This window comes from Pseudonocardia halophobica (genome assembly GCF_027922425.1).
GTDB classification, from domain to species: domain Bacteria; phylum Actinomycetota; class Actinomycetes; order Mycobacteriales; family Pseudonocardiaceae; genus Pseudonocardia; species Pseudonocardia halophobica.
The window spans coordinates 1-19,013 of record NZ_BSFQ01000010.1; the positions used below are offsets into that span (position 1 = coordinate 1).

A 19,013-nucleotide genomic window follows, 5' to 3' on the forward strand; every position below is an offset into this window, starting at 1 on the left:
GATCCCCCGGGGCGGCCCGCCGCGGATCCCCCGGGGCGGCCCGCCGCGGATCCCCCGGGGCGGCCCGCCGCGGATCCCCCGGGGCGGCCCGCCGCCGTGCCGCCCGAGGGGGTCCGCCGGTCGCCGGGTGTACCGGGGACGGCGTCGTCGAAGAGGGGTGCCGGTCGCCGATCGAGGTCGGGGACCGGGGGTCGGGTGCCGCCCGAGGGCGGGTCGGGCTCCTCGCGCCGGTGCGCGGAGACAGGGGTGCTGGCCTCGGAGTCCGGTCGTGTCACTGCGCCTCGGCAGCGACGGGAGCGGACGACGGGACAGCTCCGACCACGGGGGGCAGGTGGGGAAGCCAGGCCGTCAACATGAGCGCCGATGCTACCGGCGGGTTCGCGGCGTCCCCCGTGCGGCCGAGCGCGACCGGGTGTGCTGCGCGGGACGAACCGGACGTCCCGGGACGGCTGGCCCGCCCGTGTACCCGGTGGGGCGATCCGGGCCCGCGCCGACGCGCTGGGGATCACCCGATGGGGTCCTTGTAGGGTCCGGTCCCGAGATCGCCGCCGCACTCAGGGGGGACCGGACGGAATGGGGGACGGGTACACAGTGGAGAGCAACGGTCCGATCGGGATAGCCGTCGTCGGCGGCGGGTACTGGGGTCCCAACCTCGTCCGCAACGCACAGCAGACCCCGGGCCTGCACCTCGAGTACCTGTGCGACCTCAACGCCGACCGGGCCCGGCAGGTCCTCGGCAACTACTCGACCGTGCGGGTGTCCACCTCGCTCGACGAGGTGCTGGCCGACCCCGCGGTGTCCGCCGTCGCGATCGCGACCCCGGCCGCCACCCACTTCGACGTGGCGATGCGCGCGCTCGAGGCCGGCAAGCACGTGCTGATCGAGAAGCCGCTGGCGCCGACCTACGAGGAGGGCCGGCAGCTGGTCGAGGCCGCCGAGCGACTCGGCCGCGTGCTCATGGTCGACCACACCTTCTGCTACACGTCCGAGGTCCGGCACATCCGCGAGGTCGTGCGCAGCGGCCGGCTCGGCGACCTGCAGTACATCGACTCGGTGCGGATCAACCTCGGCATCGTGCAGCCCGATGTGGACGTCCTGTGGGACCTCGCCCCGCACGACCTGTCCATCTTCGACGCGATCCTTCCGGACGACGTGTTCCCGGTCTCGGTGGCCGCGCACGGCTCGGACCCGGTGGGCGCGGGACACGCCTGCGTCGCGCACCTCACGCTGCGGCTGTCCAACGGCGCGCTCGCCCACGTGCACGTCAACTGGCTCTCCCCCACCAAGATCCGCACCTTCGTGGTGGGCGGGTCGAACCGGACCGTGATCTGGGACGACCTCAACCCCACCCAGCGCCTCTCGGAGCACGACCGCGGCGTCGACCGGATCTCCCCCGAACTGGAGGACGCGGACGTCCGCGGCCGCCGGCTCGTCTCGTACCGCACCGGCGACACCGTCGCCCCGGCCCTGGCCAACCTGGAGGCCCTGCGGTCGGTCATGGTCGAGTTCGCGGCGGCCATCGCCGAGAACCGGCGCCCGCTCACGGACGGCTTCGCGGGCCTGCGGGTGCTCGCGATCCTCGAGGCCGCCTCCGAGAGCCTCGCGAAGGACGGCATGTCCGTGCCGATCCGCGCGATCCAGGAGACCCCGCGCACCACCGCCGGGGTGATCGAGGACGTTCCGACCACGATGGCCCAGCGCGGCCGCGGAGAGGTGACGGTGTGACCAGCAGCGAGAAGGCGGCCCAGCCGGTCGAGGGCCAGCGGGTCCTGGTCACCGGCGGTGCCGGAACCATCGGTTCGACCCTGGTCGACCAGCTCGTCGAGGCCGGCGCGGCCGAGATCGTCGTGCTGGACAACCTGGTGCGCGGGCGGCGGGAGAACATCGCCGCGGCGCAGGAGGCCGCGGGCGACCGGCTGACCCTCGTCGAGGGCGACATCAACGACCGCGGTCTGGTCGGTGAGCTGACCGCCGGCAAGGACCTGGTGTTCCACCTCGCCGCGCTGCGCATCACCCAGTGCGCCGAGCAGCCGCGGACCGCGCTGGAGAGCCTGGTCGACGGCACCTTCACGATCATCGAGGCCGCCGTCGAGCACGGGGTGAAGAAGATCGTCGCGAGCTCGTCGGCGTCGGTCTACGGGCTGGCCGAGGAGTTCCCGACCACGGAGCGCCACCACCCGTACAACAACGACACCTTCTACGGCGCCGCCAAGGCGTTCAACGAGGGCATGCTGCGCAGCTTCCACGCCATGAACGGCCTGGACTACGTCGCGCTGCGCTACTTCAACGTCTACGGCCCGCGGATGGACGCCTACGGCGTCTACACCGAGGTGCTGATCCGCTGGATGGAGCGGATCGCCCGCGGCGACCGCCCGCTGATCTTCGGCGACGGGAAGCAGACGATGGACTTCGTCCACGTCCACGACATCGCCCGCGCCAACGTGCTCGCCGCGCAGGCCCCGGTCACGGACGACGTCTACAACATCGCCACCGCCCAGGAGATCAGCCTGGCCGGCCTGGCCGAGGCACTGCTGAAGGCCATGGACTCCGACCTCACCCCGGAGTTCGGCCCGGCCCGGCAGGTCAACGGCGTCACCCGCCGGCTCGCGGACATCTCCGCCGCCGCCCGCGACCTCGGCTGGAAGCCGACGATCGGGATGGACGAGGGCCTGCGCGGGCTCGTGCAGTGGTGGAGCGAGGAGACCGGCACGAAGGTCGGCGCATGATCCCGGTGATGAAGCCCCTCCTCGGCGAGGAGGAGGCGGAGGCCGTCGCGGCCGCCGTCCGGTCCGGCTGGGTGGCCCAGGGTCCCCGGGTCGCCGAGTTCGAGAAGGCGTTCGCCGCCCACGTCGGCGCCGCGCACGCCGTCGCGACCTCGAACTGCACCACCGCGCTCCACCTGTCGCTGTACGTGCTCGGTGTGGGCCCGGGCGACGAGGTCGTGTGCCCGTCGTTCTCGTTCATCGCGACCGCCAACGCGATCCGCTACTGCGGTGCGACCCCGGTGTTCGCCGACGTCGAACCGGGGACGGGGAACGTCACCGCCGAGACCGTCGCGGCGGTGCTCACCCCGCGGACGAAGGCCGTGCTGGCCGTCCACCAGGGCGGGCAGCCCGCCGACATCCCGGCGATCGAGGCGGTCTGCGGGGACGTCCCGGTCGTCGAGGACGCCGCGTGTGCCGCCGGTGCCACGCTGCACGGGAACCCGGTCGGAACCGGTGCGCTGCTCGCGGCGTGGTCCTTCCACCCGCGCAAGCTCCTCACCACCGGTGAGGGCGGCATGGTCACCACGGACGACGCCGGGTGGGCCGCGCGGATCCGCCGGCTGCGCGAGCAAGGCATGACCGTCTCCGCGGCCGACCGGCACGCCGCCGGCACGAAGGTCGTCCTCGAGGGCTACGACGAGACCGCCTTCAACTACCGGATGACGGACATGCAGGCCGCGATGGGCCTGGTCCAGCTCGGCCGGCTGCCCGGCATCGTCGCGCAGCGCCGGGCCATCGCGGAGCGCTACCGCGAGCTCCTCGCCCCGCTCGGGGTGCGCGCGGTCGGCGACCCGCCGCACGGTACGTCGAACTACCAGTCCTTCTGGGTGGAGCTGCCCGAGGGGGCCGACCAGGTCGCCGTGCTCGGCGCGCTCGCCGAGTCGGGGATCTCCGCCCGCCGCGGGATCATGGCCGCGCACCTGGAGCCCGCGTACGCCGGGCACCCGCACGGGCCGCTGCCCGTCACCGAACACCTCACGCGCCGGACCGTGATCCTGCCGGTGCACCACGAGATCGGGGAGACCGAGCAGCGCGCCGTCGTCGACGCGCTGGCCGGTGCCCTCGGCCTCGCCACCAGCTCCCCGAGCCACTAGGAGCCGCATGGCCGCCCCCACCACCCCGGTCCCGCACGCCCCGATCCCCCTCGTCGACCTGGCGGCCCAGCACGCCGAGGTGGCCGCCGAGGTCGCCGAGGGCTGGGAGAAGGTGCTCGCCCGCACCGCCTTCGTCGGCGGACCGGCCGTCGCCGAGTTCGAGGCCGACTACGCCGCGTATTCCGGCGTGGACCACGTCGTCGGCGTCGCCAACGGCACGGACGCGCTCGAGCTCGCCCTGCGCGCCCTCGGCGTCGGACCGGGTGACGAGTGCATCGTCCCGGCCAACACGTTCATCGCCACCGCCGAGGCGGTCGCCCGCGCCGGGGCCGAGGTCGTGCTCGTCGACTGCGAGCCCGGCACCGCGCTGATCGACGTCGACGCCGCGCTGGCCGCGGTCACCGACCGGACCCGCGCGGTCATGCCGGTGCACCTCTACGGCCAGGTCGCCGACGTCGCGCGGCTGAAGGCGGGCCTGCCGGACCACGTCGCGATCTGCGAGGACGCGGCGCAGTCCCAGGGCGCGCGGCGTGACGGGCTGCAGGCCGGCGCGATCGGCGACATCGCCGGCACCAGCTTCTACCCGGGCAAGAACCTCGGCGCCTACGGCGACGCGGGCGCGGTGCTCACCGGCTCGGCCGAGCTGGCGGACCGGGTCCGGCTGCTCGGCGCGCACGGCTCGCCGCGCAAGTACGAGCACACCGTCGTCGGCGTCAACAGCCGGTTGGACGCGCTGCAGGCCTCGGTGCTGTCCGCGAAGCTGCGGCGCCTCGACGCGTGGAACACCCTGCGCCGGGAGGCGGCCGCGCGCTACGACGCCCTCCTCGCCGACCTCCCCGGCGTCACGACCCCGACGGTCACGCCGGGCAACGAGCCCGTCTGGCACCTGTACGTGATCGAGGTGGACCGCCGCGACGAGGTCCTGGCGCACCTCAACGCCCACGGCGTGGGCGCGGGCATCCACTACCCCACGCCGGTGCACCTCACCGGCGCGTTCGGGCACCTCGGCAAGACCGGCGACTTCCCGGTGGCCGAGGCGACGGCGGAGCGCATCCTGAGCCTGCCGCTCTACCCGCAGCTCACCGAGGAGCAGCAGCAGCGCGTGGTGGACACCCTCCGCACCGCCCTGTAACTCCCCGTGAGTGGCGATAGTCGCCAGAGCGACTATCGCCACTCACGAGGTCAGCGGGGGCCGAGGAACCACTCCTCCCAGTTGTCGAAGGCGCCGTTCAGGGCGGCGCGGAAGATCAGCGGGCGGTCGATCTGGGTGATGAAGGTGCGCGGGATCGTGCCCGCGGGCCGCGTGTCGACGGCCTGCGCGTACACCGTGCGGTAGACGCGGCTCGCGATGGCCCCGGCCTCCGGCGTCCAGTTCGCCGACTGCCCGAACGGGATGGCGAACTCGTCGATCCCGTGACCGAGCATCGTCTCCAGCCGGCGCCGGGACTCGACGAGCTCGCGCTCGGCCGCGGCCGGGTCGAGCCGGCCGAAGTCGGGGTGCGACGCCGAGTGGCTGGCCAGCGTGACCCCGGCCGCCTCGAGCCGGGCCAGCCCGGCCCAGTCGAGGACGTGCGCGTACCCGGCGTCGTGCCCCCCGTCCGCCCACCCGCTGACCGCGAACATGGTCGACGGGACGCCGTGGTGGCGCAGCACCGGCACGGCGTTGTCCAGCACGCTGGTGGCGCCGTCGTCGAACGTGATCGCCAGCTGCCTGAGCTCCGGGGCGGCCAGCACCTGGGCCGGGGTGGCGAAGGTCCAGCCGTCGTCCACGGCGACCTGCAGGTGCCGCTCGAAGTCGGCCGGCCGCACGTCGTTGACGCCCCACTCGTCCGTGCCGATCGAGTGGTAGGCGAGGATCCGGCCCGTCGCGGCGCCGCGGGGGCGGGTCAGGCCGGTGCGGGTCCGCAGCGCCTCGTCGAGGGCCAGACCCCACCGCTCCGCCCGCATCCGGCCGGCGACGGCGCACCGGTAGGCGGCCTGGGCGGCGGGGAGCTCGCCGAGGCTGCTGCGCAGGGAGGAGACCGGCACGTCAGCCCCTCCGGCCGACGCCGCTGAGGATCACCCCGGCGAGCAGCGCGGGGACCGTCCACTCGACGGCGTGGATGGTCGTCTCGGGGACCTCCTTGCTCCCCAGCACGGCAGTCCCGGCCACCGCGCCGACGGCGGCGGTGGTGAGACCGAGGCCGACCAGGTCGGCCCTGCTGCGGCGCTGGGCCAGCAGCCCGACGCTGCCGAGCAGGTGCGCGGCCGCCGCGGCGCGGAAGATCGGGGTCCAGCGCGCCCAGCCGGCGGAGACGACGCGCTCGCGCTCGAGCGGGCCCCCGGCGGCGTCTGCGGCGGCGTTGAGGCCCGACGCCCCCATCAGAGAGCCGCCGAACCAGGCGGCCGCGCCGACGTCGCGCAGGGCGCGCAGCGCTGTGCTCGCGGTGGAGGCGGTGGTCTGGGCGGCACGGGCCATCTCGGTCTGCTCCTCGGTCCGGTGTGGTCGGCACGGGACGCCCGGCTCGCTCCGCCGTCGGGGTGGCGGAGGCGGCGTCCCGCGGCGGGGCGGCCGGCCGGACGCCGGCGGGGACCCCGGTGGACTCTCCCGCCGGGGGACTCTAGCGACGGGCCGCTCGGGTCCGGACGCGCAGTCCCTCCCCCGCCCGCTCGTGCGCGGTCCCGCACTCCGGGCACACCAGGTCCTCGCCGAGCCGGTCGCCGCACACGCAGACCCAGCCCTTCACCCGCGCCGGGTTCCCGGCGACGAAGGCGTGGGCCGGCACCGAGCGGGTCACGACGGCGCCCGCGGCGGCGAAGGCGTGCTCGCCGATCTCCGTGCCGCACACCACGACCGAGCCGGCCCCGAGGGTCGCGCCCCGCCGGACCACGGTGGGCAGCAGGGCCTCGGGCCCGCGCTTGATCGCCGCGCGCGGGCGCAGGTCGTTGGTGAACAGCACGTTCGGGCCGAGGAAGACGTCGTCCTCACAGGTCACGCCGGCGAAGACGAGCGTGCCGTTCTTGACCGTGACGTTGTCGCCGAGCACCGCCCCGTCCTCGACGAAGGCGCAGTCGCAGATGTTGCAGTCCCGGCCGACCCGGGCGCCGGGCAGGACGTGCGCGAAGGCCCACACCCGGGTGCCCTCGCCGACGTCCGTGCTCTCGCAGAGGCCCTGCGGGTGCACCCGCACCCCGGTCGTGCTGCCCGTCGTGGCGGTCATGCGCGCTCCCGCTCGTCGTCCGTCGTGTGTGGCGCCGACGATAGCCGCGGGGTCCGACGGTCCCGTCCCCCGATCCCGTGAGCGCCGGGTGCGGTGGCGCACCGGGACGGGGCGTAACGCGCTCCGTGGGGTGACCGATGGACGACCGAGGGTCCGCCTCCGGACCCCCGCGCGCGAACCGGGCAGGTTACACCCGGAGATCGACGCCGGCGAGTCGACCATTAGGCTCGGGCGAACCGAGACGAAGAGCGGCGACCGGCGCCCGGCGGGTGCGCGCGGCACGGACAGGTCTGACGGGGTACTGCGGTAGTGGAGCGAGACAGGGGTCCGGTGCGCGGCGACGAGCGGATCGCGGGCGGCCCCGGCCGTCCCGCCGCGGCGGTCAACCGGATCAGCGGGCCGGGTGCGGACCCGTACGCCGATCCCCCGACCGAGCGCTTCGCCGCCGTCCAGGTCCCCGCGCCGGGCACCGCGGAGAACGCCGTGCTCGACACCGTCGGCCTCCGCACCGCGCAGGTGCCGGAGGTCGCGGAAGCCCCGGCGGTCCCGGCGGCCGAGCCGACGTCCCCGGAGACGGCCGAGCTCCCCGAGACGCCGGGCGCCGAGACGCCGGGCACCGAGACGCCGCGCAAGCGGCGCTCGCTGCTGCCCAGCCTCGAGCTCAACGCCTTCGCGCTCATGGCCGCGACCGGCATCACCGCGCTCGTCGGGCTCGGCTTCTGGGCGATCGCCGCCCGGCTGCCCGCCGCCGAGGTGGGCCGGTCCTCGGCGATCCTGTCCACCGCCACGATGCTGTCGCAGGTCGCGGCGTCGAACGTCGGACTGCTCTTCGGTCGTGTCCTGGCCTCCGCCGGCACGAAGGCGCGCAAGCTCGTCGTGGGCGGCTACGCCATCGCGACCACCATCGCCCTGCTGCTCGGCGCGGGCTTCCTCGTCTTCTTCCCGCACGACGAGCTGTTCCCCACCCTGTGGGACCGGGCGGCGTTCCCGCTGCTCGTCGCGCTGCTGGCGCTGTCCACGCTGCAGGACTGGGTGCTCACCGGGCTGCGCCGCTCCACCTGGATCCCGCTCGAGCAGCTGCTGTTCGCGCTGGGCAAGATGGGGCTGCTGATCCTCTTCGCGAACCTCGCGTTCGAGAAGGGCATCCTCGTCGCCTGGGCGCTCCCCATCATCGCGCTGCAGCTGGTGATCTCGCCGATCCTGTTCCTGCGGCTGCTCCCCCGCGTGCCCCCGCCCGGCGAGGGCACGCCGCCGATGCCGGACCGCCGCGGGCTGCTGTCGATCTTCCTGGCCGAGTACGCCACCGGCGCCGTCACGGTGATCATCCCGCTGGTGCTGCCGCTGCTGGTCGTGGCACGGCTGGGCACCGAGGCCAACGCCTACTACGCGCTGCCCTGGCTGATCGCCGAGTCGTTCAGCGTGCTCATCTGGAACATCAGCTCCTCCTACGTCGTGGAGGCCAGCCACGACCGGCGCGAGCAGTGGGCGCTGATGAAGCGCACCTTCCGGCTGAGCTACCTCATCGGCGGCCTCGGCGTGCCCGCGCTGTTCTTCCTGGCCCCGTGGGTGCTGTCCGTGCTCGGCGACACCTACTCCGACCAGGGCACCTGGGTACTGCGCTACGCGGTGCTCGCGATCCCGTTCACGATCATCAACATGAACTTCATCAACACCTCCCGGCTGCGCAACCAGATGGGCCGCGTCGTCGTGCTCGAGGTGTTCACCGCGGCCCTCGTCATCGGGCTCGCGGTGGTGCTCATGGACCGCATGGGCATCGGTGGCGCCGGCCTGGCCTTCCTCCTCGCCCAGGCCGTCACGGCGCTCGTCGTCGCCGTCCCGCTCGTCCGCTTCATGCGGACGCTGCGGCACGACGCCGTCGAGGAGGAGACCGGCCGTACGTCCGGGGACGGGGACGACCCCGCCGGCCCCACCGACCGTTCCGACCCCCCGACAGAGCCGACCCCCGTCGCCGGACTGGCGACGGGAGCAGGCCGGCGCCCGTCCTGACGGACGGCCTTCTTCACACACGAGGGAGACCCGAGGAGTGAACGCGCACAGCGCTCCCCGCGCGAGCCGCTGGCCCACGGACCGGCCGCTGCGCCTGCTCGTCGTCCTGCACAACCTGGACATCGGCGGCAGCCAGCGCAACTCCGTGGACCTGGCCGCCGGTGTGCGGGACATGGGCCACGAGGTCGTGGTCGCCGGGCCGCCCGGTGTCCTCGAGGACGTCATCCACAAGCGCGGGGTGCGGTTCGAGGCGGTCGAGGAACTGGTTCCGGACAACATCGCGCCCACCGCGCGGGCCGCGTACAAGCGGGTCCGGGACCTGTCCCGGCGGCTGCAACCGGACCTGATCCACGCCTACGAGCTCACGCCCTCGCTGCTGACCTTCCTCGGCCCGCACCGCCTGGACGACGTGCCGATGACGATGACGATCAACAGCATGTCCGTGCCGGACTTCATGCCCGGCTCGGTGCCGCTGCAGGTCTGCGGGCCGTTGATCGCCATGGAGACCCGGGAACGCAGCGGCTCGATCGGCGTCCTCGAGATCCCGACGGACACGGTCGGCCAGTACCCCGACTACCCCGGCGGCGACGCGTTCCGGGCCGAGCTCGGGATCGCGCCGGACGAGATCGCCGTGGTCGTGGTCAGCCGGTTCGCCCGGGCGCTCAAGCAGGAGGGCCTGGAGACCGCGATCCGCGCCGCGGGCCGCATCCCGCCGCACCACCGGCTCCGGCTGGTGATGGTGGGCGACGGGCCGGCGATGCCCGAGCTGCGGGCCCTGGCCGACGCGACGAACGCCCGCGCGGGCCGCGAGGTCGTGCTGCTGCCCGGGATGCGCGTCGACCCGCGCCCCGCCTACGCCTCCGCGGACATCGCGCTCGGGATGGGCGGGTCGATCCTGCGGGCGATGGCCTTCGGGAAGCCCTGCATCGTGCAGGGCGAGCGCGGCTACTTCCAGACGCTCGACCGCGAGTCGGCCCGGCTGTTCCGCTGGCGCGGCTTCTACGGCATCGGCGACGGCGGCACGGGCGAGGACGCGCTGGTCCGCGAGCTGACCACGCTCCTGGACGACCAGGTGCGCCGCAAGGAGAACGCCGCGTTCGCCCTCGAGCTCGTGCGCCGGCACTACAGCCTCGAGCACGCCCTGCGGGTGCAGATGGAGTGGTACCAGAAGGCGCTCGCCGAGCACGTCCGCCCGAGCCGCAGCGAGGTGGCGCGCACGGTCGCGTCCGTCGGCGCCTGGTTCGCGGCGCGGGCGGCGGGACGGGTCAAGCCGGACACGTTCAACAGCTCCGAGCGCATCGCGCCGGGCATCGCCGGCCCGGTGCCGGACTGGTTCGACCCGGACATCGACACCGACACCGGCAGCATCGACATCGCCAACGCCAAGACCCTGAAGCTGAGGGCGGTCCGCCGGGCCTGATCCCGCCGCGGCCCCGAGAACGACACCGGCCGGTGCCCCCGCGGGGCACCGGCCGGTTCGTGTCCGGAGGGATCAGCCGGAGTACTTGTACTCCTTGATCCAGTCGACCTGCATCTCCGAGGGCTTCACGTTGTTCGGGTCGCCGTCCTCGGGGAACCAGTCGAGCTGGATGCACAGGTGCATCGGGCCCGGCGGCAGCGTGTCCTTGTCCTCGATCCGGTACCACTCGCGGCCGTCGAGGTAGCCGATGACGTGGTCCGGGGTCCACTCCACGGCCCAGTTGTGCCACTCGGTGCCGTCGACGTCGACGGAGTGCTCGATCTGCTTGTTGTCCTCGCTGTAGTGCAGGAACGAGTTCACGTTCTGCCGGTCGCCCGAGGTCGCCTCCATGAAGTCGACCTCGCCGCCCTCCGGCCAGTTCTCCTCGTCCGGCCACAGCAGCAGCAGGGCGTGGTAGGTGGGGTCGCTGGCCGGCATCTTCACCCGGCCCTCCCAGCGCCCGTACATCTGGCCCGGGTTGAGCGCGAGGCCGCCGGTGTTGCCCTGCGCGTCGCCCTTGATGGTGAGGATGCCGTCGTTGACGTGGATCGACTCGGTGGTCCGGCGGCCGTTGCCGTCGTGCCCCTCGCCCTTGTAGATGCTCCAGCCGGCGGGGCGCGGCCCGTCGAACTCGTCGACGCGGCTGGGCTCACCCCAGCCCTGCAGGGTGGCGGCGCTGGTGTCGGAGCCCGCGCTCTGGGTCTGCGTGGGCGTGGTCGGGCCGGGCGGCTCGGACACGCTGCCGCTCCCGGAGGTGTTCCCGGAGTCCGACGACGGGCTGCCGACGAGCACGGCGATCAGCGCGAGCACGGCCACGACGGCCACGCCGCCGATGATCAGGCCGGTGCGGCGGGAGATCCCCCGGGTGGGCGCTCCGCCGCCACCGGGCCCGGACTCTTCGGACACTGGGACTCCTCGTCACATCGGACAGCTCAGATCGGACATTCCGGACAGATTGCGAGCGTAGAGCACCGCGTGGACGCCCCCGTCACCGAGTCCAACGACGTCAGCGGTCGGACGTGACGTACGAGTTCACCGGGGACAGCCGGGGCACCCGCCCGCCGACCCGCCGGGTCGCCCGGCGCCCCCGGACGTAGGCCGAGCCGCCGTCGACGATCCACGCGAGCCGCTCCCCCAGGCTCCCCGCGGCGACGCCCTCGCCGGCGGTGGACTCGCGCGCGCCGATCTGCCGGAACTGTGCGAACGCGGCCGGGATGCGCTTGGCCGCCATCGCCCCGGCCCGCGGGTCCAGGGCGATCTTGGTGAGGAACGCGCCCAGGCCCATCGAGTAGCCGCGCAGCTGGCTGCGCAGCTCCTCCGGCGACGACCGGTGGTGGTGCCAGACGAACGCGCCCGGGTCGTAGCCCACCCGGTGCCCGGCCAGGACCAGCCGGACCATGAACTCGCAGTCCTCGCCGCCGCGGGTCGGGGCGCCCGCGCCGAGCGCCTCGTCGAACCCGCCGACGGCGCGCGCGACGTCCGCCCGGACGGCGAAGTTCGCGCCGATCCCGAACAGGCCCGGCGAGAAGGGGAAGATCGCGGAGTCCGCGGGCGGGTCGGCCAGCGAGTAGCGGCGCGCCTCGAAGCCCCGGTTCCACACCAGGGCACGCTCGGCGGCCAGCTGCTCCTCGGTCTCCAGCACGGCGCCGATCACCGGGCCGCTGAGGCAGGCCAGGTCCGGCTCGGCGGCGAACACGGCGGCGATGCGGCCGGCCCACTGCCGGTCCACCTCGGTGTCGTCGTCCGTGAACGCGACGAGCCGGGTGACCGCCTCGCGCAGCCCGCGATTGCGGCCCACCGAGAGGCCGCGGCGCCGCTCGCGGACGTAGACCACGCCCCGGTCGGCGAACTCCTCGGCGACGAGCCGGGTGCTCTCGTCCGGCGGGTCGTTGTCGACCACGACCACGGTGACGGCCGGGTGGTCACCGGCCACCACGGCGGCGATGCTGGTGCGCAGGCTCTCCGCCCGGCCGCGCGTCGCGATCACCACGGTGAGCGGCTCGACCGACGGCGGCAGCGCCTGCTCCTCCCCCGTGTCCGGACCAAGCTGCTCCTCGATCGCGGCCCGCACGGTCGACGTGGTCGCGCGGCCGCCGGTGAGGCCGACCGAGATCAGCCCCGCGGGCACGCCGCCCGCGGTCACCAGCAGCCGGGCCGCCAGGTACCGGGGGTCCACCGACAGGTCGAGGGCGTCCGGCCCGTCGGTCCGCCGCTCGACCCGGCCGACCCAGGCCGGCGCCCGCCCCGGCAGCTCCATGGTTCTCCTTCGTGGTTCGTCGGCGGTGCGCCTCCCGCACCGCCCGGTCGCGTCAGGCCTGGCCGGCCGGCGCCACCACGTCCTCGGGGGCCGCGGACGGCCGCGCCTGCGAGACGACCTGCGGGCGGGCGAGGTGCACCGGCTCCAGCGGCGTGTTGCCGAGGATCATGTCCGACGCCTTCTCGGCCACCATCAGGGTGGGCGCGTAGGTCTGGGTGTTGGTCACCGTCGGGAAGATCGACGCGTCGACCACGCGGATCCCGTCGACGCCGTGCACCCGCAGGGTGTCGGGGTCCACGACGTCGTCCGGGGTGCGGCCCATCCGGGCGCTGCCCGTGGGGTGCAGCCCGGTCTGCGCGGTGTGCGAGATCCAGTCGAGGATCTGCTCGTCCGTCTGGAACTCCGGCCCCGGGACGACCTCGCCACCGTCGACGCCCGAGAAGGCCGGCTGGGCCATGATGTCGCGCGCGATGCGGATCGCCTTGACCCAGTCGTCCCGGTCCCGCTGGTTGTCCAGGTAGTTGAAGATGATCCGCGGGTGGGCGGCCGGGTCGGCCGAGCGCAGCGTGACGCTGCCGCGGGAGCGCGCGGCCATGGTGCCGACGTGCACCTGGTAGCCGTGCCCCTCCACGATCCGCTTCTCGTCGAAGGCCATCGCCATGGGCGCGAACCCGACGATCACGTCGGGGAACTCCATGTCCTCGTTGCTGCGGATGAAGCCCGCCGCCTCGAACAGGTTGCTCCCCGCCGGGCCCCGGCCGGCGAGCCACTGCAGGCCCATCTTCGGCCAGTTCTTCTTGTCCTTCATGTGCACCATCGAGATGGGCTGGGTGCACCGGTGCTGGACCTGGACCGCCAGGTGGTCCTCGAGGTTGTGGCCGACCCCGCGCAGGTCGTGGATCGGCGCCACGCCGACCGCCTCGAGCTCCTCGGCGCGGCCGACCCCGGACAGCTGCAGCAGCTGCGGGGTGTTGAAGGCGCCGCCGGACAGGATGATCTCCTTGGCCCGGACGATCTCCTCGTGGCCGCCGGCGGCGCGGAACGTCACCCCGACCGCGCGCGTCCCGGAGAACACGACCTGCGTGGCCAGTGCGCGGGTGCGGACCTCGAGGTTGGGCCGCCCCATCACCGGGTGCAGGTACGCCTGCGACGACGACTGCCGCCGGCCCCGCCGGATGTTGCGGTCGAACGCCGCGAAGCCCTCCTGCACCGCGCCGTTGAGGTCCGCGGTGAGGTTGTACCCGGCCTGCTGGGCGGCCTCGAAGAACAACGCGAACAGCGGGTGGTCGGCCGGGGCGCGCTCCACCGTCTGCAGACCGCCGCGACCGCGGTACTCGTTCCCGCCGAAGGTCAGCGAGTCCTCGATCTTCTTGAAGTACGGCAGGACGTGCGCGTAGTCCCAGGCGTCGTCGCCGACGACCTTCGCCCACTGGTCGAAGTTCGCCGGGTGGCCCCGGACGTAGGTCATGGCGTTGATCGAGCCGGAGCCGCCGAGCAGCTTGCCGCGCGGCAGGTCCATGCGGCGGTTCTGCATGAACGGCTCGGGCTCGGAGACGTAGTGCCAGTTGTGGCTCTTGCTGGCGATCGCCAGGCCCATCGCGGCCGGCATGTGGGTGAACACGTCCCAGAACGGGTCCGATTTCCCGGCCTCGAGAAGGAGCACCCGGTGGGCGGGATCGGCGCTCAGGCGGTTGGCCAGGACGCACCCGGCCGCACCGCCGCCGACCACGACGAAGTCGTAGACCTTGTCCGACATGAGGTGTTGAGCCCTCCTCCTGGGAACGCTGCGTGCCTGCCCCCCGCGTCGCCGCGGCCCGGCACTCCCCGGGTCGCCGCGGCCGCAGCGGCGGTCACGATATCGCGGTGAAATCCACCACCCCGACTCAGGTCAGGGCGCGGCTCCTGCCGCGGGTGCGTTCGGGTCTGCGTTCGGATCAGCGTTCGGGTCGGTGGCCGCGGGGGCGTTCGGGTCCGCCGCGGCGGGGGCGTTCGGGTCCGCGGGCGGGGCCGGAGCAGGCTGTCGCGGCTGGTCCAGCGGGAGCCCGGTGACGGGGTCGGTGCGGGTCAGGACGGAGTGCACGACCTGCTGTCCACCCTGGACGGTGAGCAGCGCGACGACGACGGCGACCACGCCGACCGAGGCCGCCGTGAGCGCCCGCACCCGCGTGGGCGTGCGCCCCGGCCGGCCGCGGCTGCTCTCCACCACCCAGGCCCGGATGCCGAGGACGACCAGCAGGCCGAGGAACGACAGCCACACCCACTTGTCGAATCCCGGGTCGATCGTCATCCGGGCCTCCCCGCGGTACCGCCGGGGAGCACGGGCGCCCCGACCTTGCGCAGCACGTAGTCGTACGGGTCGTCCGGGCTCTGGTACCAGAAGTAGTACGTGCCCTGCTGGACCAGGGTGTTGGCGTAGTCCAGCGACCAGTTGTGCGGCTTGCCGTAGAGGTAGACGCCCTGGGCCTCGATCGACCCGAAGTTCACGATGACGTCGGGCGAGACCTTGGCCGTGCAGCCGATCGGGTCGTCCGAGACGCCGATCCGGCCGCAGCCCGGCACGCCGCCGCCGCGCCCGAAGAGCGTGAGGCCCTCGATCGCGAACGGCCCCGGGTCGGAGACCGGGATGACGTTCTGCCCGGGTGGGGTCGTCGCGACGACCGACCGGAACATCGCGGCGTCCTCGGGGTAGACGACCTGGTAGGAGTCGTTGCCGCCGCGCAGGAACACGAGCATGCCGAACAGCGCGACCATCCCGACCGCCAGCACCGGCCGCATCCACGCGCGCTTGCGGACCGTCCAGCGCAGGAAGTCCGCGCCCAGGATCGTGAGGATCGGCAGGCCGAACAGCACGATCCGCAGGAAGCCCTCGCTGCCGTAGCCCTGCGCGGCGAACGCCATCGGCACCACGGCGAGCCCGATCGGCACGAGGTCGCGGCGGCGCCGCCAGTAGACCCACGCGCCCACGATGCCCAGCAGGTACGACAGCCCGGCGACGAGCACGCGCCCGTACTTGACGACGATCTGACCTGCGTCGCCGGTCAGCCGGTCGGCCACGCCCTCCTGCAGCGCGGCGCCCGTGTCGCCGGTGCCGATGAACAGCGTGATCTGGTTCATCCAGATGGAACGGGCGGCGATCAGGATGAAGAGGATGACGCCGATCATGCCGACCAGCACGAGCCCGCGGCCCCGGTAGCGGCCCACGACGGCCAGCAGGAACAGCTGGCCGAGGATCGCGAACGGGGTGAGCTGGTGCGCCGGGATGACGGCGAGGATGCACAGCGCCGCGCAGAAGTAGACCAGCAGCAGCTGCCGCGGGGGCAGCGTCGGCCGGTTCGGCGGCGTCATGCCGGAGACCAGCCAGCGGTGCAGCAGTGGCAGGCGCTTCGCGCCGCGGTGCGGGGCCGGCCAGCCCGGCACGCCGCTCGGGTCCGTCCGGCGGGTGGCCAGCGGGCCGAGGGCGAACGTCAGCACCGTGAGCAGCAGGCAGATGCCCGTGGCCTGCGGCGAGAAGTAGTCCTGCTCGATCCAGTTCAGGCCGACGAACAGCCAGGCCGCGGCCCAGGGGGCACGGGTGCCGCCGAGCATCGAACGGGCCAGCGCGTAGATGCCGATCGCCCACACCGTGACGACGGCGGGCGGGAACCAGCGCAGCACCTCGTCGAGCTGGTCGGCGCCGCCGGCCTGGCGGAACCACGCCCACTGGGCGAAGAACGCGGGCCAGGAGAACCGGGCGTCGAGACCCTGCGGCGGGACGCCGTTGGCGACCGCCACGGCGTCGACGAAGCCGGTGATCGTCCAGGCCGTGCCGAACCGCGCGGCGGGCTCGACGACCGACGGCAGGCCCGTCGAGCAGAGGATGAGGACGCCGGTGGCGGTGCCGAGCATCGGGATGCGCGGGCGCCGGGCGTAGAGCTCGGAGAGGCAGGAGCCGATCGCGAACAGCAGGGCCAGCCAGCCCGGGATGCCGAGCACCTTGGCCAGGCCCCAGCCGTCGAGCGCCTGCAGGTCGGTGGTGACCACCGCGAGCGGCAGCATGGCCACCGCGAGCAGGGCGAGTGCCGGCGAGAGCCAGCGGTCGACGACGACCCGGTTGCGCCGGAACCACGACGGCTCGGCGGGCGGCTCGGCGTCGACCGGCGGTGCCGCGGGCGGGACGACCGGGATCGCCGCCGTGGGCGGGTCGGTGCCGTCCGGGCCGTTCCCCGGCGTCGCGCCGACGGGGCGGAGGACCTGCGTGGCCTCGGGGTCGCTGCGGACGGCGCCGCCGCCCTGCGCGTCCGCGGCGCGGCCGCCGTCCTCGCGCGGGGTCCCGCCGTCGCGGGCATCCCGGCGGGTGTCCTGCGTGGTCACTGGGCGACCACCGCGTGCCGGAGCAGGAAGGGGATGCTGATCCCGGTGACGATGTAGAGCATCAGGTCGGGGTGCCACCAGACGGTGCTGACCATGATCTGCGCGGCGAGCAGCGTGGTCGCCACGCCGACGCCCAGGGTCAGCAGCCAGACGTGCGCCGCGGGCGCGCGGCGCAGGAAGCCCGCCGCGGACCAGCCGGGGCCCAGCAGCAGGAAGCCGATCGTGACGAAGAGGCGGATGTCGCCGACGGTGCCGCCGGTCACCTTCAGCAGGCTCAGGGCGCAGGCCGCGACGCCGGCGACGACGAGCATCAGCGCGACGCCGCGACGCGCGGTGCGGGCGCGCGTCAGCTCCGCCGCGGAGGGCATGCTCACCGCGTCACTCCGTTCCCTCGCCGGACGTCGTCCGTGGCCGACACCGTTCCCGTGCCCGGCACCGTGGGGATGCTCGGCACCGTCTCGCTCGACACCGCGTGGCGCACCGGCCCGCGCGGCGGGACCAGGGCACACCGTCCGGCGCCGGACGGACCCCGGCGCCCGTCAGGAGTATGCCGGGCGCCGGTGATCCGCAGGAGGCGACCCCTCAGGAGGCCTCCTCCTCGAGGGCGTAACGCGCGTCGAGCGCCTCACGCTGCGCCGTGGCGCGCTGGGGCGCGGGACGGTCGGTCCCGGCCGCCGGACGGTTGCCCGGGCGCGGCGACGGGCGCGGCGGGGCGGTCGCCGCGGGAGGCGACGGGGGCACGGCCGTGGCCGTCTCGACCTGCTCGATCGGCTCGGCGGGCTCGGTCGTCGGGGGCACCGGCAGGGTGTCGGCGGTCCCGCGCGGGCGGCCGTTTCCGTGCCCGTTCGCGTGCCCGTTGATGTGGCCGTTGGTGTGGCCGTGGCCGTTCACGTGTCCGTTGTGGACGGCGTGCCCGTTCTGTCCACCGTGGCCGTTCGACGGCGCGTGCCCGTTCCGCGTGTGCCCGTTGACGGCACCGTTCACGGATCCGTTCACTGCACCGTTCAGCGGGGCGCTCACCGGGCCGTCGAGGGGCGTGCCGTACCGCGCCGCGACCGGAGCCGCCACCGCCGGTGGCTCCACTCGCCGCTGGTTGGCGCGCCGCCGCTCGGCGGCCAGGGTGCGCAGGACCCGCGTGCCGTCGGCGAAGGTCCGCAGGTTGGTGTCGCCGAAGAGGCGCTCGCGCTCGTAGGACGGCACCTCGGTGACCTTGAGCTCGGCCGCGGCGACCCGGCAGGCCAGCACGGTCTCGATCTCGAAGCCGTCCCCCCAGAGCATCGACCCGTCGTCCGGTGCGGGAGCGTCCACCGCCGGCAGCTCCAGCAGGGGCAACAGGTCGGCCCAGAAGGCGTTGTAGCCGTAGCAGAGGTCCGAGTGCCGCGTGCCGAACAGCGCGTTGGCCACGCCGTTGAGCCCCGCGTTGCCGGTCCGCCGCAGCAGCGTGATGTCGTCGCTGCCGCCGCCGCGCGCGAAGCGGCTGCCCTTCGCGAAGTCGGCGCCCGCCTTCAGCGCCGCCACGAACGCCGGGATCTCCGCCGGGTCGGCCGAGCCGTCGGCGTCGAACATCACGATGATGTCGCCGGTGGCGGCGGCGAACCCGCACGCCATCGCGTTGCCCTTGCCCTTGCGCGTCTGCTCGACGATCCGCACCCACGGCAGCACCCGCCGCGCGGTCTCCACCGTGCCGTCGACGGAGTTGCCGTCGACGACGATCACCTCGTGCACCGCGGGCCGCACGGCCGCGATCGCGGGCAGCACCACCTGGAGGTTGCGGGCCTCGTTCCGGGTGGGGACCACCACGGACACGGTCGGATCGTCACTGCGCTCAACCCTGCGCCGATCACTGCGCTGCATCGCAGTCTCCCCCTCGTCGCACCTCGT

At 73.9% G+C, this 19,013-nt stretch carries 16 protein-coding genes; 6 read left to right on the forward strand and 10 right to left on the reverse strand.

The genetic code is table 11. From position 1 onward, the window contains the following. Positions 1-591: 591 nt before the first annotated feature. From PKE99_RS13935 to PKE99_RS13950, 4 genes are read left to right on the forward strand one after another with little or no spacing between them, the layout of a single operon-like run. On the forward strand, positions 592-1,725 hold the full coding sequence (locus PKE99_RS13935) for a Gfo/Idh/MocA family protein (RefSeq protein WP_231497986.1): 1,134 nt from the start codon (positions 592-594) through the stop codon (positions 1,723-1,725). Next, positions 1,722-2,726, forward strand: a complete 1,005-nt coding sequence (locus PKE99_RS13940; protein ID WP_037038800.1) for an NAD-dependent epimerase/dehydratase family protein — start codon at positions 1,722-1,724, stop codon at positions 2,724-2,726. The genes PKE99_RS13935 and PKE99_RS13940 overlap by 4 nt, the downstream gene beginning before the upstream one ends. Then, complete coding sequence (locus PKE99_RS13945; RefSeq protein WP_271214880.1) at positions 2,723-3,859, forward strand: DegT/DnrJ/EryC1/StrS family aminotransferase; 1,137 nt, start codon at positions 2,723-2,725, stop codon at positions 3,857-3,859. Before PKE99_RS13940 ends, PKE99_RS13945 begins: the two co-directional genes overlap by 4 nt. Before the next feature lie 7 nt (positions 3,860-3,866). Continuing rightward, a complete protein-coding gene (locus PKE99_RS13950) occupies positions 3,867-4,991 on the forward strand; it encodes a DegT/DnrJ/EryC1/StrS family aminotransferase (protein ID WP_051736518.1) in 1,125 nt (374 codons plus the stop codon). 50 nt (positions 4,992-5,041) lie between these two features. Here the strand turns inward: PKE99_RS13950 and PKE99_RS13955 are convergent, their stop codons facing one another. From PKE99_RS13955 to PKE99_RS13965, 3 genes are all read right to left on the reverse strand, one after another. Beyond that, the gene (locus PKE99_RS13955; protein WP_051736517.1) at positions 5,042-5,887 is read right to left on the reverse strand and encodes a polysaccharide deacetylase family protein; all 846 of its coding nucleotides are present in this window, start codon (positions 5,885-5,887) and stop codon (positions 5,042-5,044) included. A gap of 1 nt (position 5,888) precedes the next feature. Further along, positions 5,889-6,317 (reverse strand): hypothetical protein, encoded by a 429-nt coding sequence (locus PKE99_RS13960; RefSeq protein ID WP_051736516.1) that lies wholly within the window; start codon positions 6,315-6,317, stop codon positions 5,889-5,891. 142 nt (positions 6,318-6,459) lie between these two features. Continuing rightward, positions 6,460-7,059 (reverse strand): acyltransferase, encoded by a 600-nt coding sequence (locus PKE99_RS13965; RefSeq protein ID WP_037038798.1) that lies wholly within the window; start codon positions 7,057-7,059, stop codon positions 6,460-6,462. A gap of 330 nt (positions 7,060-7,389) precedes the next feature. On the opposite strand from PKE99_RS13965, the gene PKE99_RS13970 reads away from it, so the two are divergent. After that, the gene (locus tag PKE99_RS13970; protein WP_037038796.1) at positions 7,390-9,066 is read left to right on the forward strand and encodes a lipopolysaccharide biosynthesis protein; all 1,677 of its coding nucleotides are present in this window, start codon (positions 7,390-7,392) and stop codon (positions 9,064-9,066) included. Positions 9,067-9,103: 37 nt separating this feature from the next. Next, entirely contained in the window at positions 9,104-10,486 is a 1,383-nt protein-coding gene (locus PKE99_RS13975) for a glycosyltransferase family 4 protein (protein ID WP_051736515.1), read from the forward strand. A 72-nt stretch (positions 10,487-10,558) separates the two neighbouring features. Here the strand turns inward: PKE99_RS13975 and PKE99_RS13980 are convergent, their stop codons facing one another. The 7 genes from PKE99_RS13980 to PKE99_RS14010 form a co-directional block, all read right to left on the reverse strand. After that, on the reverse strand, positions 10,559-11,431 hold the full coding sequence (locus tag PKE99_RS13980; protein WP_037038794.1) for a glycoside hydrolase family 16 protein: 873 nt from the start codon (positions 11,429-11,431) through the stop codon (positions 10,559-10,561). A gap of 100 nt (positions 11,432-11,531) precedes the next feature. After that, positions 11,532-12,782 (reverse strand): glycosyltransferase family 2 protein, encoded by a 1,251-nt coding sequence (locus tag PKE99_RS13985; RefSeq protein WP_051736514.1) that lies wholly within the window; start codon positions 12,780-12,782, stop codon positions 11,532-11,534. A gap of 52 nt (positions 12,783-12,834) precedes the next feature. Continuing rightward, the gene (locus tag PKE99_RS13990; protein ID WP_051736513.1) at positions 12,835-14,538 is read right to left on the reverse strand and encodes a choline dehydrogenase; all 1,704 of its coding nucleotides are present in this window, start codon (positions 14,536-14,538) and stop codon (positions 12,835-12,837) included. Between the two features lie 132 nt (positions 14,539-14,670). Beyond that, positions 14,671-15,069: a hypothetical protein gene (locus PKE99_RS13995; RefSeq protein WP_037038792.1), complete on the reverse strand. Its 399-nt coding sequence runs from the start codon at positions 15,067-15,069 to the stop codon at positions 14,671-14,673. After that, positions 15,066-17,132, reverse strand: coding sequence for a hypothetical protein (locus PKE99_RS14000; protein ID WP_037038790.1), 2,067 nt, complete (start codon positions 17,130-17,132; stop codon positions 15,066-15,068). The genes PKE99_RS13995 and PKE99_RS14000 overlap by 4 nt, the downstream gene beginning before the upstream one ends. Continuing rightward, the gene (locus PKE99_RS14005; protein ID WP_037038788.1) at positions 17,129-17,506 is read right to left on the reverse strand and encodes a hypothetical protein; all 378 of its coding nucleotides are present in this window, start codon (positions 17,504-17,506) and stop codon (positions 17,129-17,131) included. The genes PKE99_RS14000 and PKE99_RS14005 overlap by 4 nt, the downstream gene beginning before the upstream one ends. A 208-nt stretch (positions 17,507-17,714) precedes the next feature. Continuing rightward, a complete protein-coding gene (locus PKE99_RS14010) occupies positions 17,715-18,938 on the reverse strand; it encodes a glycosyltransferase family 2 protein (protein WP_231497985.1) in 1,224 nt (407 codons plus the stop codon). Positions 18,939-19,013 lie beyond the last annotated feature (75 nt).